Annotated in this window: 10 protein-coding genes; 2 read left to right on the top strand and 8 right to left on the bottom strand. The window is 67.9% G+C overall.

Annotated features, from left to right (window positions below):
* Window positions 1-66: 66 nt before the first annotated feature.
* Window positions 67-1,089 carry a ketol-acid reductoisomerase gene (gene ilvC, locus AC0WR5_RS05960; RefSeq protein WP_475867636.1) on the top strand — a complete coding sequence of 341 codons (1,023 nt, stop codon included), beginning with the start codon at window positions 67-69 and terminating at the stop codon, window positions 1,087-1,089.
* A gap of 307 nt (window positions 1,090-1,396) precedes the next feature.
* Here ilvC and AC0WR5_RS05955 read toward each other — a convergent pair whose 3' ends face one another.
* Window positions 1,397-2,224, bottom strand: a complete 828-nt coding sequence (locus AC0WR5_RS05955) for a MipA/OmpV family protein (RefSeq protein ID WP_475867635.1) — start codon at window positions 2,222-2,224, stop codon at window positions 1,397-1,399.
* A 322-nt stretch (window positions 2,225-2,546) separates the two neighbouring features.
* On the opposite strand from AC0WR5_RS05955, the gene AC0WR5_RS05950 reads away from it, so the two are divergent.
* Window positions 2,547-3,809, top strand: a complete 1,263-nt coding sequence (locus tag AC0WR5_RS05950; RefSeq protein WP_475867634.1) for an Hsp70 family protein — start codon at window positions 2,547-2,549, stop codon at window positions 3,807-3,809.
* 42 nt (window positions 3,810-3,851) lie between these two features.
* Here AC0WR5_RS05950 and AC0WR5_RS05945 read toward each other — a convergent pair whose 3' ends face one another.
* From AC0WR5_RS05945 to AC0WR5_RS05915, 7 genes are all read right to left on the bottom strand, one after another.
* Complete coding sequence (locus tag AC0WR5_RS05945; RefSeq protein ID WP_475867633.1) at window positions 3,852-5,459, bottom strand: OpgD/OpgG family glucan biosynthesis protein; 1,608 nt, start codon at window positions 5,457-5,459, stop codon at window positions 3,852-3,854.
* 159 nt (window positions 5,460-5,618) lie between these two features.
* Window positions 5,619-6,626, bottom strand: a complete 1,008-nt coding sequence (gene folP / locus AC0WR5_RS05940; protein WP_475867632.1) for a dihydropteroate synthase — start codon at window positions 6,624-6,626, stop codon at window positions 5,619-5,621.
* Window positions 6,623-7,588 carry a dihydroneopterin aldolase gene (locus tag AC0WR5_RS05935; protein ID WP_475867631.1) on the bottom strand — a complete coding sequence of 322 codons (966 nt, stop codon included), beginning with the start codon at window positions 7,586-7,588 and terminating at the stop codon, window positions 6,623-6,625. Before AC0WR5_RS05935 ends, folP begins: the two co-directional genes overlap by 4 nt.
* A gap of 162 nt (window positions 7,589-7,750) precedes the next feature.
* The gene (locus AC0WR5_RS05930) at window positions 7,751-8,386 is read right to left on the bottom strand and encodes a cell wall hydrolase (RefSeq protein WP_475867630.1); all 636 of its coding nucleotides are present in this window, start codon (window positions 8,384-8,386) and stop codon (window positions 7,751-7,753) included.
* Between the two features lie 167 nt (window positions 8,387-8,553).
* Window positions 8,554-11,118: a putative PEP-binding protein gene (locus AC0WR5_RS05925; RefSeq protein ID WP_475867629.1), complete on the bottom strand. Its 2,565-nt coding sequence runs from the start codon at window positions 11,116-11,118 to the stop codon at window positions 8,554-8,556.
* Window positions 11,119-11,372: 254 nt separating this feature from the next.
* Entirely contained in the window at window positions 11,373-13,439 is a 2,067-nt protein-coding gene (glyS, locus tag AC0WR5_RS05920) for a glycine--tRNA ligase subunit beta (RefSeq protein ID WP_475867628.1), read from the bottom strand.
* 1 nt (window position 13,440) lies between these two features.
* The gene (locus tag AC0WR5_RS05915) at window positions 13,441-13,971 is read right to left on the bottom strand and encodes a DUF6446 family protein (protein WP_475867627.1); all 531 of its coding nucleotides are present in this window, start codon (window positions 13,969-13,971) and stop codon (window positions 13,441-13,443) included.
* Between the last annotated feature and the right edge of the window lie 64 nt (window positions 13,972-14,035).

Genomic DNA, 14,035 nt, shown 5'->3' with positions numbered 1-14,035 from the left:
CAAATATTGAAAAGAACACTGCCGCAAACCGGCGCATCTTCCGGCCAAACAAGGAAGGAGAACGACATGCGCGTTTACTATGACCGCGATTGCGACATCAACCTGATCAAGGACATGAAGGTCGCGATCCTCGGCTACGGCAGCCAAGGCCACGCCCACGCCCTGAACCTGCGCGATTCCGGCGCCAAGAACATCGTCGTCGCCCTGCGCGAAGGCTCGGCATCCGCAAAAAAGGCGGAAGCGGAAGGTCTTGCCGTGATGGGCATCGCCGAGGCAGCCGCCTGGTGCGATCTGATCATGTTCACCATGCCCGATGAGCTGCAGGCCGAAACCTACAAGAAGTACGTCCACGACAACCTGAAGGAAGGTGCCGCCATCGCCTTCGCCCACGGCTTGAACGTGCACTTCGGCCTGATCGAGCCGAAGCCTGGTGTCGACGTCATCATGATGGCCCCCAAGGGCCCCGGCCACACCGTGCGTGGCGAATACACCAAAGGCGGCGGCGTGCCCTGCCTGGTCGCCGTCGACAAGGACGCCTCCGGCAAGGCCCTGGAAATCGGCCTGTCCTATTGCTCCGCCATCGGCGGTGGCCGCTCGGGCATCATCGAGACCAACTTCCGCGAAGAATGCGAAACCGACCTCTTCGGCGAACAGGCCGTGCTCTGCGGTGGCGTGGTCGAACTGATCCGCATGGGCTTTGAAACCCTGGTCGAGGCCGGCTATGCCCCTGAAATGGCTTACTTCGAGTGCCTGCACGAGATGAAGCTGATCGTGGACCTGATCTACGAAGGCGGCATCGCCAACATGAACTACTCGATCTCGAACACCGCCGAATACGGCGAGTATGTCTCGGGCCCGCGCATCCTGCCCTACGACGAAACCAAGGCCCGGATGAAGGCGGTTCTGACCGACATCCAGACCGGCAAGTTCGTGCGTGACTTCATGCAGGAAAACACCGTCGGCCAGCCCTTCTTCAAGGGCACGCGCCGCATCCACGACGAGCACCAGATCGAGGAAGTGGGCGAGAAGCTGCGCGCCATGATGCCCTGGATCTCGGCCGGCAAGATGGTCGACAAGGCCAAGAACTGATCCGGTTTCCCCCGCGCAAGCGGACCGGTTTTCAAGGCAAGGGCCCTGCCATCGGCAGGGCCCTTTTTTCACGATCATATTCGATATTCGGATTCTATCATAAGCACCTGAAAAGGCCGGATTCCAACGTCGGTATTACGTCGGTATCACGTCGGTATCGCGTCGGTGCAAAAACGCCGCTTTCCGGGCCTGCCCGGTCACTGCAGCCCTTGAACCGCGCCCCTCATTTTCTTGTTCGAAATATCCCGGGGGAGCGCCGCAGGCGCGGGGGCAGAGCCCCCCTGCCCCCGCGCTCTCCCGCGACAGGTCAGAAGCTGTAGAGCACCGCCACCATCGAGGTCATCGAGGTATCCTCCTCGACCACGGCGCTGTCGCTCAGCATGTCGGCCAGGCCGCCATAGCGCAGCTGCCCCAGCAGCGACCAGTTGCGGTCCACCCGGTAGCGCGCCGTCATCGTCACGTCATAGCGCTGGAACCCCGAGGAGGCATCGTAGACCGCGACGGAGTTGAGAGCCGCCTGCTCCGGCGTCACACCGAAATAGGCATCCATGTAGGTTTCATCGGCAAAGGTGGTGCTGAGCGAGAATCGCAGCGACAGCCGGTCGCTGACCGCCAGCCGCGTGCCGGCGCCAAAGGTCATCGTGGTCCCCTCGGAACCGCCGAGATAGCGCTCGGCGCTGCCGAAGACGTCGACATAGCCCATCACGTAGGTCGCACGCAGGCCGATCCGGGCCGAGGCATCGATATCGTCAAAGCCGGCCAGGTCCATGTCGGCGGCATCGCGGGCACCGCCATAGCCGACGTACCCGCTGATCGTCAGGCCCTGGTAGCCGGGCCCGCCAGCGCCGCCGCCCGCCGCCCGGCCGGCCGCCCCGCCCGGGCGCCAGTTGAGCGAGATCTGCTCGGGGCCCAGGATGACGATGCCGTAGTTCAGCGAGACGAAGGGCAGAACCCGGGCCTCCATGTCGGCGCTGCCCTGGTATTCCGGCGCATATCGCAGACCGAGGCCAAGGGTATAGGGCGACGGGCCCTCCTGTGCCGCCAGTGGCGCGGCCGAGAGCAGGCAGGTTGCGGTGATCGCCGAACCGGCAATGCCGGCGGCCGCCGAAGAGCGGCGGCGGGTGCTGTTGGTCATGATCTGATTTCCCCAGTTGCGCCGCGGGAGAGGCAGCCCCCGGCGACAAGTTTCCCCCGAAGCGGTACGACGCGTGCGCCCCATTTGCCCGACGGCCGAAAGAGTGGACCGGCCGTCGGCACCGCGCCGTACCTGACTATGCTACGGGTATACGGCAGCCCCCCTACGTCGGATCAGCACTTTTTCATACGTACACGCGCCGCCCATCCTGGCAGCCCCCCTGCCACCTGGCGCGGCCCGTGCCCTGTCCCGCTCGCTTCGTGCTTGCAGAGCCCCGCGGCAGGCGATAGGCAGCGGCCTTTCCAGCGCCAGGGAGACAGCCATGACCGCCGCACCGAGCCACCCGATCCTTGCCGTGGATTTCGGCACTTCCAATTCCGCGGCGGCCATCGCCGAGGGCGGCCGGGTGCGCCGCCTGCCCATCGAGGACGGCGCCGAGACCCTGCCCACGGCCGTATTCTTTCCGGCCGAGGGCGGCGCGATGGAGATCGGCGAAGCCGCCGCCCGCGCCCTGATCGAGGGCGAGGACGGGCGCTACATGCGGGCGCTGAAATCGGTGCTGGGCACGACGCTGTTTCACGAAAAGCGGCTGATCGGCGGCCGGCGCCGCACCCTGGCCGATATCGTGACCGACTTTCTGAAGGCGGTGAAACGGCGCGCCGAGGCCGAGGCCGGCGTGACCATGACCGCCGTGCTCTCCGGGCGGCCGGTGCATTTCCACTCGGGCGATCCCGAGCGCGACGCCCGGGCCGAGGCGGATCTGCGCGGCTGCTACGAAGCGGCGGGCTTTACCGAGATTGCCTTCATGTTCGAGCCGGAGGCCGCGGCGCGTGCGGCGCTCGGCGCCGAGCGTAAGGGCGAGACCGGGCTGATCGTCGACATCGGCGGCGGCACCTCGGACTTCACCGTCTTCCGCGTGGGCGGCAACGGCGGGCTGGAAGTGCTGGCAAGCCACGGCATCCGCCTGGGCGGCACGGATTTCGACCGTGAGGTCTCGCTCGCCCATGCCATGCCCCTGCTGGGCCACGGCGGCCAGCTGAAACGCGAGATGGGCGCCGGCCTGCTGCCGATGCCCGTGGCGATCTATTTCGACCTGGCGACCTGGGCCAAGATCCCCTTCCTCTATACCGCCGAGACCCGCCGCGCGGTGGCCGAGATGCTGCGCAACGCGGTGGAACCGGTGAAGGTGAAGCGGCTGGAGAGCGTGCTGCGCGACGAGCTGGGCCACGAGCTGGCCTTTGCGGTGGAAAAGGGCAAGATCCGCGCCAACGGCCTGACGGGCGGCGCCGCCGCGATCAGCCTGACGATGATCGAGCGGGCGCTCTCGGCCGAGATCACGCCGGAGAGCCTGGCGGCCTCGCTCGCCGAGCAGAAGGCGCAGCTGATCGAGGCAGGCGCCGAGACCATCGCCATGGCCGGGCTGACGCCCTCCGACATCACCGCGGTGGTGATGGTGGGCGGGTCCAGCCTGATGGGCATGGTGCAGGAGGCAGCACGGGCCATCTGCCCCGGGGCGCGAATGGACAGCTCGGAGGCCTTTACCGCCGTCGTCGACGGCCTGGCGCTGGCCGCGGCCGAACTCTGAGCCGGTGATGGGCGGGCGCCGGAGCGGCCCCCGCCCGGCGGCTCAGGCGTGTTCGGCCAGCAGGCTGCGCAGCTGCGAGGGGAAGAGCTGCATCAGCCAGGTCTCGGTCCGTGCCTCGCCGTCGACCTCGACGTACATGCGCAGGTCGATGGGGGTGTCGTCCCCCTCGGGGACACCCGAGAAATCGAGGTCGAACATGGCGCGCCAGTAGTCCTCGCCCACCACCGGATAGGCGGCGAAATTGCCTGTGGTCCCGCGCGAGGCGGTGACCACCGGGCGGATGCCCGGATCGCGGTCCAGATCCTCGAAGCCCATATTGTCGAAATCGCAGACGATCTTGACCACGCCCTCGGGGCGCGGCTGGCCGGGGATGCCGCCGGCCCCGATGCGGGTGGCGATGAAGCGTGCGGCATTGGGGGCCACGGGGGCGTCCTCGAACCAGGTCAGGCGATAGCCGATCTCGTATTCGCGGCCCTGCCCTGCCGGGCCGGTGGGGGTCCACATGGCAACGATGTTGTCGTGGATCTCGTCGTTGGTCGACAGCTCCACCAGGGTGACCGAGCCATCGCCCCAGTCGCCGGTGGGTTCGATCCAGGCCGAGGCGCGTTTCTCGTAGAAGACGCCGTCGTCCTGGTATTCGTCGAAGTCGCGCTCGCGCTGCATCAGGCCGAAGCCCTTGAGCCCCGGCGCATAGAAGGTGTTGGCCATGGTGCGCGGCGGGTTGTTCAGCGGGCGCCAGATCCGCTCGCCGTTGGCGGCATGGATCTCGAGCCCGTCGCTGTCGTGCACCTCGGGGCGCCAGTCGGGGGCGACATGGCCGTTGGGCTTGCCGAACCAGTACATCGAGGTCAGCGGCGCGAGGCCCAGGCGTTCGACGTCGCCGCGCAGGAAGACCAGGGCCTCGACATCCTGCGCCACGCCCTTGTCGGTCATGGTCGAGGCGATCTTGTAGGCCCCGGTGGCCCGCGGGCTCTCCAGCAGGGCATAGGCGGTCAGGTCACCGCCCTCGCCCTGTTCCAGCCAAAAGCGGGTGAAACGGGGGAATTCCTCGGGCCCGTCGGGAATGGCGGTGTCGAGCGCCAGGCCGCGCACCGAAAGGCCGAACTGCCCGGAATACCCGGAGGTCCGCCAGTAGGAGGCGCCGAGGAAGGCCATCCAGTCGTCGCCGCCCGGCTTGTCCTGCACCCGGAAGCCGGCAAAGCCCTCGGTCTGGGTCAGCTCGTTGGCGGGGTTGCCCTCGGGGATGTCGAAGTAATCCTTGGAGAAGGGGACCTCGCGGGCCATGCCGTCCTCGAGAGCATAGATGTGCACCGGCTCGCGGAAATACTTGCCCGGGAAGAAGAACTGCACCGGCGACTTGCCCGCCTCGTTCCAGAGCGCCCGGTCCTTGCGGAAGGTGATCTGGTTGTGGTTGTCGTAGTCGATCTGGTCGAGGATCTCGCCATCAGCCACGCGCATGGGCACATAGGTCTCGGCCGCGAGCGCCCGGGCGGTCTCCTTCAGCTGATCGAAGGAAAACGGCTCGGCCGGGCCGAACCCGTCGGCCGCGGTGGCCTGCTGGGCACGCGCCACTTCGGGCAATAGGAAAAAGGCTCCGGCCCCGAGGGCGGAAGCGAGCATATCGCGGCGGGTCAGGCGCAGGTCCGTCATGTCAGTCCTTCTGGCGTGTCTCGATCCGGATTGAATGTGGGAGAATTTCGCGAAAGAGCAAATTCCGCGATGCGGGATCGGCAAAAGAGCGCTCAGCCGGCGCGATCCGGGGGGGCTCTGCCCCCGCGCCTGCGGCGCAACAGGCCGCCGAAGCCGAGATCAGGCCGTGCCCCCCACGACCGCCTGCCAGAGGCGCAGGGCCTGGACGGTCTCGGGCACGTCATGGACCCGCACCATCTGTACCCCCTGCGCCATCCCGGCCAGGGCCACGGCAACGGAACCGGGCGCACGGTCGACCGGACGTTCCGCGCCGCCGATGGTGCCGATGAAACGCTTGCGCGAGACGCCGAGCAGGATCGGACAGCCGAGGCCGTGAAAGAGCGAGAGGTTCTGCAGCAGGACGAGGTTGTGCTCCTGCGTCTTGGCAAAGCCGATGCCCGGATCGGCCAGGATCCGGGCGCGCGGGATGCCCTGCGCCTCGGCGGCGGCAATACGCGCCTCGAGCTCGTCGTAGACGTCGAGCAGCACGTTGTCGTAATGCGGATCAAGGTGCATGTCGCCGGGATCGCCGCGCATGTGCATGACGCAGACCGGCAGGGCCAGCGCCTGGGCCAGGTCTGCCATGGCGGGATCATGGGTGAAGCCCGAGACATCGTTGATCAGACCGGCACCGGCACGGGCGGCCGCCCGCGCCACCGGCGCCTTGCGGGTATCGATGGAGATGGGCAGCCCGAGGGGGCGGATCGCCTCGATCACCGGGGCGGTGCGGGCGATCTCTTCCTCCGGGTCGATCCAGGCGGCGCCGGGCCGGGTGCTCTCGCCGCCCACGTCGATCATGTCGGCGCCGGCGGCCTTCATCTCCTCGGCATGGGCGAGCGCCGCCGCGGGCGCATCGTGACGGCCGCCGTCGGAGAAACTGTCGGGCGTCGCGTTTAGGATTCCCATGACCGTCGGCCGGCCCATCGGCAGGCCGGCGAGCGCGGGGCGCGGACGGCAGAGCCGGCGGGCGGCCTCCTCGGGGATCTCGGAGGCGGCGATCACGCGGCTGCCGGCACGGGAGAGCTCCTCCGCATGGGCAAACCAGAGCGGGCCACCGCAGAGCGGCAGGGCGCCCTCGGGCCGGGTGGCGCCGGATTGCACGAGCGGGCGGTAGTAGAGACGGGTCATGCGAGGCCTGCAGGCAGGGTCAGGGGCGCGAGGGCGGGGTCGGAGAGGGTCAGGCGCGGGCCGGATGCCCCGGCCGGCAGCAGGGCCGCGCCCAGAACCAGCATGTCGCTCGCTTGCATCAGCGTGGCGAACCACTGGGCCAGGGCGAGGCCGTCGCCCACCACGTCGGGTCGGTCGCCCACGGCGTCCAGGACGATCTTGGACGGGGCCCAGAGGCTGATCTGGCCGTGTTTCATGGCCCAGTCGAGCTCGGTCCGGCTGTTGACCACCACGCAGCGGCGGTCTCGGGCGGCGAGCTGCCAGGCGGCCTGTTCGATGGCAAGCAGGTCGATCCGGCGCTGTGGCAGAGGCGCGCCGGCCTGCGGACGCGGCAGCGGCCCGGGGCCGCAGCACAGGATCGCCGGCCGCGACAGGGCCTGAAGCCGGTCCAGCCAGCCGGAGAGATAGGCAGAGGCCGCCGCCTCGGGTCCGAGGTAGACCACCAGCGGATCGGGGGACTCGCTGCCCCCTGCCCCGGCCTGTGGGCGCGTCTCGGCGGTGCGGACGATCTCGACCCCCAGCGCGAAGGGGCCACGGTCGAGCTTTTCGATGCGCAGGAAGACGCGGGCGGCCATCGGCTCGGCCAGAATGCGCGTGGCGACACGTTCGGCCAGGGTCTCGAGCAGGTTCAGCCGCTCCGCCGCCAGCTCGGCTGCGATGGCCTCGGTGATCGTGTCGTAGGAGAGGATGCGGTCGACGTCGTCCTCGAGCGGAACGGGATCGCGGGCGACCTCGACGACGACGTTGAAGCGCAGCCGCTGGGTGGTGCCGCGCTCCTGCTGGAAGGCGCCGATCTCGACCTCGGTGAGGAAGTCGCGAAGCGCGATCCGGTCGGCGGGCGCATCACCCGAGAGGGCAAGCGAACGCCCCAGCGGGTGGTCGAAGGCCTGGTCGATCAGATCCTGTGTGTCTTGCCCGGTCATGCGGTCCCCTCTCTCCTCCGGCGCCTTGATGTCAGAGGAATGACGAAAAGGCAAAGCACCGTCGGGCACAAAAGCGACAGTTCGCGTGACCGCGCCGGTGCCCATCGGACACGAAAAGGCGCGCGGGGAGCCACGCGCCGTTCATCGGAAACCTGAGAGGGATCAGTTCTGGGTCAGACGCGTGGGTTCGCGGTAGAACTGGTGCACGCCGATCGTCGCGGTCTTGTCGAAGCTGCGCGACCAGCGCGGACGGACGTGGGTGGTGTGATAGTAGGTGGCGCCGTCGGTGAGCTGACGCGGCCCGCCGTTCAGCATGATCGCGGCGACCTTTGCGACGCGGGCATAGGCCAGCGGCTCGCCGATGGTCTCCTTGCGGCCATCGCAGGTGTAGGTGAACTGGCAGGAGAACTTGCGCCCGGTGCCCTGGTGGATCACGCCGCAGACCGTATTGGGAAAGTTTGGGCTGTCGACGCGGTTGAGGATGACCTCGGCCACCGCGAACTGGCCCTTCACGCTCTCGCCGCGGGCCTCGAAGTAGAGCGCCTCGGCCAGGCACTGGAACTGCTCGCCGCCCTTGCCGGCGGGCTGTTCCGCAAGCCAGTCGCGGGAGTAGCTGATCTCGGAGGTGGCTGTGCCTCCGTTCTGGGAGGGCGTCCGGAGATAGGTGGCCAGGCGCCCTGCGGGAACGGACTTGAGGTTGCGCTGTTCAACCTGCATCGCATCCGCGATCGGGTTGTCCGCCAGCGCCGGAGCGGCGGTCGCGGTTAAAAATAAGATCAGCAGCGTTGCGAGTTTCATGCAGTCCATCCATAAGCGGCACCCCATACGGGGCCGACCGGATGGGGCACCTACCCAAAATTGATGGAACCGTCTACCCCGGGGGGGCGTTTTTACAGGCGGTAAGTCGCCCGGAGCGGGGCCAGGAAAGAAATAGATTGTTAATCTGTATTAATAACAGATTGGTTTCAGGACGTTTTGAGAGCCCGGGGCGGAAGGGTCGGACGGATGTGCAATTGTGCCGCAGCAAGCCGTGCGACGGGCACCCGGAAGGGGGAACAGGACACGTAATCGAAGTGCTGATCCCGACAGAAGGCGATTGATTCGGCATTGCCGCCGTGCTCTCCGCAGATCGAAAGCATGAGATCGGGGCGCGCCGCACGCCCGCGTTCTGCCCCGATCGTGAGCAGTTCGCCCACGCCCTCGGTATCGAGCGTGTGGAAAGGATCCTCGCGGTAGACCCCCTGCTTGACATATTCGGACATGAACTTGCCGGCGTCGTCGCGCGACAGGCCATAGGTCATCTGCGTCAGGTCGTTGGTGCCGAAGGAGAGAAAGGCGGCATGGGGCGCGATCTCGCCGGCGCGCAATGCTGCGCGCGGCGTTTCGACCATGACGCCGAGGCGGAAGGTGAAGTCGCGCCCCGTTTCGTTGCGGACGGCGGCGGCCACGGCATCGACGCGGGTCTTCACCAACTCGACCTCGCGCTTGGCCGAGACCAGCGGGATCATGATCTCGGGCACCACGGGATCGCCCTCGCGCGAGGCGGCCACGGTGGCCTCGAAGATCGCGCGGGCCTGCATCTCGTAGATCTCCGGCATGGCGATGCCGAGACGGACGCCGCGCATGCCGAGCATGGGGTTGTATTCGGTCAGCGTCTCGATGCGGCGGGTGACATCCGAGAGCGGCAGCGAGAGCGCCTCGGCGAGTTCGCGCATGCCGGCGCGGTCCGAGGGCAGGAACTCGTGCAGGGGCGGATCGAAGAGCCGGATGCAGACCGGCTTGCCCTGCATGATCCGGAAAAGCTCTATGAAATCGGCCCGTTGCATCGGCAGCAAGCGGTCGAGCGCAACCCGGCGATCCTCGGGCGTATCGGCAAAGATCATCTCTCGCATCACCGTCAAACGGCCGGGATCGAAGAACATGTGCTCGGTCCGGCAGAGGCCGATACCCTCCGCGTCGAAGCGCCGGGCGACCTCGGCATCGGCGGGGGTGTCGGCATTGGCTCGGATGCCGATGTCGCAAAACTCGTAGGCCCAGGCCATCATCGCCTGGAAGGCCTCGTCCTGCGCCGCCTCGATCAGGGGCGCCTCGCCGGCCAGGATATCGCCGGAGGTGCCATCGACGGTGACCAGTTCGCCAGCCTTGAAGACGCGGCCCTGGCGGGTCACGAGGCGCGAGGTCTTCATGTCGAAGGTCAGCCCCTCGACCCCCACCACGCAGGGCAGGCCGAGGCCGCGGCCGATCACGGCGGCGTGGCTGGTGATGCCGCCACGCTCGGTCACCACGGCGACGGCGGCATGCATGCCGCGGATATCCTCGGGGCCGGTTTCGCGGCGCATCAGGATGCAGGGCTCGCCGCGGGCCTTGGAGGCCTGGGCGGCGGCGGCGGAAAAGACGATGCGCCCGGTCGCGGCCCCGGGACTGGCCGCGATGCCGTGGCCGATCGTGTCGCGGGTGGCGTTGGGATCGACCTGCCGGTGCAGCATCTCGTTGAGGGCGCGGGGATCGACGCGGCAGATCGCCTCTTCGCGCGGGATCACGCCGTCATTGGCCAGCGACACGGCGATGCGGATCGCCGCACGGTTCGAGCGCGCCACGCGCAGCGCATCGAGCACGTGGACATTGCCGTTGTCGATGGTGAATTCGGTCTGCATTTCCTCGCGCAGGCGAAACCGCATGAGCTGGGTATATTCCACAAGCTTTTCATAGGCTTCGGGCGCGAGATCCTGAAGCGCGGGGCCGCGTTCATCGCGCGCGAGGTAGAGCGCCTTGCTGCCGCGCTGCAGCGCCTCGCGGCCTTGGCTCTGGGACATGTAGCGCCCGGTGATGCGCGGCCGGCCGGACCGCGAGGAGACGAGCTGGATCACGCCGGAACCGCATTCGCCGGTCTTGCCGAGGCCGAGGGCCATCTCCTGCACCACAAGGCCGAGGCCGGCATCGGCCGGTGCGCCCTTGGCCTGGCGCAGCAGCCGTGCGGTGGTACCGCGCCAGGCCCGCGCCATGGAGCGCAGCACCGCGGCCAGCTGGATCGCCGGATCCTGGGGGAAATCCTCTTCGGTTTCCTCGTGATAGGCACGCAGCGCCTCGGCCAGGGCCTCGGGGCCGTCCATCGGCAGATCCTCGAACATGTCGGGATCGAGGCGCTCGACGTGGATCGCATAGGTGCGCACGAAGCGGGTGTAGATGCGGGTGGCGGCCTCTTCGCCCAGCTTTTCCGACAGCGCGGCATGGACCGCGTCGTTCATGCCGAGATTCAGAACCGCCGAGGGGCCGCCCCAGTCGGGATCCTCGGAGGAGGGCCGGACGCAGAGCAGCGGGTGGGCGCCGAAGGGTTTCAGCAGGGTCACGAGGTCGGGCATGCGCCCCTCGGCAATGTCGTTCACCGCCCGGAAGGAAAGCGCAACGGTGCGCGGCACCGGCAGGCTGAGCCGTACCAGACGTTGCAGGCATTTCGCCCGGCCGCCGTGGGTTTCGGTGGCGATCGGGGCGGTTTCGGTCACGAGCGTGATATTGGGATCGTCTTGCTGCACTGCGGCACCTGTTGAATTGCGGGCAGCATAAAGCGGCACGGCGATGGGGCAAGGGATTTCCGCGCGGCGGGACCCGCGGCAAGACGGCTCTGGCCGTGCAAGGGGCGAGAGGGCGGGAGCCTCCGGCGGGGATATTTACGGCCAGATGACGGGGAACGGACGAGGGGGAGCGGAGCGCCGGAATGGCAAAGGGCAGGGAAATCCCCTGCCCTTGCGGTGCTTGCCGTCAGGCGCCGGGGGGCGCGGGCGGAGCCTCAGCCCTCGATCCGTGTCAGGTCGGCGACCTTGAGCACGGTGGTGCGGATCGTCGAGAGCAGGTTGAGGCGGTTGCGGCGGATGACGTCGTTGTCGGAGTTCACCTGCACCGCCTCGAAGAAGGCGTCGATGGGGGCACGCAGGGCCGCAAGGGCCGCGGCGGCCCCGGCGAAATCCTCGGCCTTGAGGGCCTCGGCGATCTTCGGCTCGGCGGCCTCGAGCGCGGTGAAGAGCGTGCGCTCCTCCTCGGCCTCGGCGAATTTCGGATCGGCGCCGAACTCGTAGGCGACGCCGTCCTTCTCCTCGGCCTGGGTGAGGATGTTGTTGGCGCGCTTGAAGCCCTGGACGAGGTTCACGCCGTCATCGGTGGAGAGCACGTCCTGAAGCGCACGGGCGCGTTTCACCAGCAGGGTGATGTCGTCGTTGCCTTCCATGGCGAGGCAGGCGTCGATCACGTCGTGGCGGATGCCCTCGTCGCGCAGGTGCACCTTCAGCCGGTCGTGGAAGAAGGAGAGCAGGTCGGCGGCAACATCATCGGAGAGGCCGTGGCAGCCGGTGAAGATCGCCAGAAGGTCGAGCTCCACGTCGTTGGTCAGCAGCAGGCGGATCACCCCCAGGGCCGCGCGGCGCAGGGCGAAGGGGTCCTTGGAGCCGGTGGGTTTCTCGTCGATGGCCCAGAAGCCGGTGAGCGTGTCGAGCTTGTCGGCCAGTGCCACGGTGGCGGAGACCGGGGCGGTGGGCACGCTGTCGGTCGGGCCGAGGGGCGAGTAATGTTCCTCGCAGGCGGCGGCGACCTCTGCCGGCAGGGCGGCGGCCTCGGCGTAGTAGCGGCCCATCAGGCCCTGCAGCTCGGGGAATTCATAGACCATTTCCGAGCTGAGGTCGGCCTTGGCGGTGCGGGCGGCCTGTTCGGCGAGATCGGCATCGGCGCCAAGGGCGGGCGCGATCTCGCGGGAAAGGGCCGCGATACGCTCGATCCGCTCGGCCTGGGAGCCGAGTTTCGCATGGAAGGTGACATGGCCGAGCTGTTCGATCCAGGGCGCCATCTTCTGATCCCTGGCGATGCGAAGATCGTTTTCCCAGAAGAACTTGGCGTCCGACAGGCGGGCGGCCAGGACCTTCTGATTGCCGGCGAGGATGGTGGCGCCATCGTCGCGGGTCTCGCGGTTGGCGACGGTGACGAAGCGTTCGATGCGGCCGGTTTTCGGGTTCTTCACCGAGAAGAACTTCTGGTGTTCCTTCATCGAGGTCTGCAGCACCTCGGGCGGCAGGGCGAGGAAATCCTCGCCGATCTCGCCCATCAGCACCACGGGCCATTCGACAAGGCCGGCGACCTCGGAGAGCAGCCCCTGATCCTCGACGACCTCCAGGCCGTTGGCGAAGGCGCGGTTGGTGGCGTCATGCCAGATGTGGTCGGCGCGCTCGGCGGCATCCAGCACCACGAAACGGCGCTTCAGCTGGCTGGCGTAATCTTCGAAGCTGCGCACGGCGAAGGTCTCGGGGGCCATGAAACGGTGGCCACGGGTGGTGGCGCCGGCGGTGATGCCGTCGATGTCGAGCGGCACGACCTGGGCCCCGTCCTCGGCCGAGAGGATGCACAGGATCGAGTGCAGCGGACGCACCCAGCGCAGGGAGCCTGTGCCCCAGCGCATGGATTTCGGCCAGGGGAAGGTCCGGATGACGGTTTCGAGCACCTCGGCCACGATCTCGGGCGCGGGGCGGCCGGGTTTCTCGATCACGGCGAAGAAGACGCGACCCTTCTTGTCGTCGCGCTCCTGCAGCTGGTCGCGGGTGAGACCGGCGCCACGCAGGAAGCCTTCGATGGCCTTTTCGGGTGCGTCGGTGCGCGGGCCCTTGCGTTCCTCGCGGATCGTCGGGCTTTCGCCCAGCAGACCCTCGACGGAGAGCGCGAGGCGGCGGGGCGTGTGGAAGGCCCCGGCGCTGGCATAGGTCAGGCCGGCCTCGACGAGGCCGTCGGTGACGCGTTTCTTGAGATCCTCGGCGGCACGCGCCTGCATGCGGGCCGGGATTTCCTCGGAGAACAGTTCGATCAGCAGATCGGGCATGTCATGAGCCTTCCTGTGCTGGCGGCTGCGGACAGCCGGCGGGGACGGGGCGGCCGTCGAAGACGACCTCGCCGCAATGATTGATCTGGTGCCATGCCACGCCGCGTCCGTCACCCAGGAGGGCGACCACGCGGTCAATGCCATAATGCACATTGGGAACGGAGAGATAGGCGCGGGCCGTGCCGGCCTCGAGCGCGGCGCCGACCTCCTTGGCGTCGTAGCAGTCGAACCAGCCGGGGCCCATATTGGGCGCCGCGTCGGGATAGGGCTGATAGGCGGCGGAGGCCTCGTCCTCGGTCAGCGAGGTGGTGAAACAGGCGCGGAAGCGGATCGGGCTGCTGTCCGCGTCGATGGCCTGAAAATCGGCGTAGTCGATGGGTTCGGGTGCCTCGGCGCCCTTCGGCAACAGCTGGACGTCGGAGGTGCCGTTGCCGGCGACCTTGTCGTAATAGGCGTAGACCTGGAGGTAATAGACCGCGCCACCCATGGCGAGCGCGGCAATCAGGATACAGATGACCGCGACCTTACCCATGAGACACCCCCATGCGGTAGGCAGGCCCCTGCCCCGGTGCTATGGCCGCACGACCGTCAGCAGG

Source organism: Pseudooceanicola sp. DL12 (genome assembly GCF_056270665.1).
This window is presented reverse-complemented; position numbering and strand designations above follow the sequence as displayed.

What these genes read in the sequence shown, in the direction of transcription:
- AC0WR5_RS05955 (WP_475867635.1), bottom strand. Translation starts at nt 2,224, where the DNA reads ATGACCAACAGCACCCGCCGCCGCTCTTCGGCGGCCGCCGGCATTGCC.
- AC0WR5_RS05935 (WP_475867631.1), bottom strand. Translation starts at nt 7,588, where the DNA reads ATGACCGGGCAAGACACACAGGATCTGATCGACCAGGCCTTCGACCAC.
- AC0WR5_RS05945 (WP_475867633.1), bottom strand. Translation starts at nt 5,459, where the DNA reads ATGACGGACCTGCGCCTGACCCGCCGCGATATGCTCGCTTCCGCCCTC.
- AC0WR5_RS05930 (WP_475867630.1), bottom strand. Translation starts at nt 8,386, where the DNA reads ATGAAACTCGCAACGCTGCTGATCTTATTTTTAACCGCGACCGCCGCT.
- glyS (WP_475867628.1), bottom strand. Translation starts at nt 13,439, where the DNA reads ATGCCCGATCTGCTGATCGAACTGTTCTCCGAGGAAATCCCGGCCCGC.
- AC0WR5_RS05950 (WP_475867634.1), top strand. Translation starts at nt 2,547, where the DNA reads ATGACCGCCGCACCGAGCCACCCGATCCTTGCCGTGGATTTCGGCACT.
- ilvC (WP_475867636.1), top strand. Translation starts at nt 67, where the DNA reads ATGCGCGTTTACTATGACCGCGATTGCGACATCAACCTGATCAAGGAC.
- folP (WP_475867632.1), bottom strand. Translation starts at nt 6,626, where the DNA reads ATGACCCGTCTCTACTACCGCCCGCTCGTGCAATCCGGCGCCACCCGG.
- AC0WR5_RS05915 (WP_475867627.1), bottom strand. Translation starts at nt 13,971, where the DNA reads ATGGGTAAGGTCGCGGTCATCTGTATCCTGATTGCCGCGCTCGCCATG.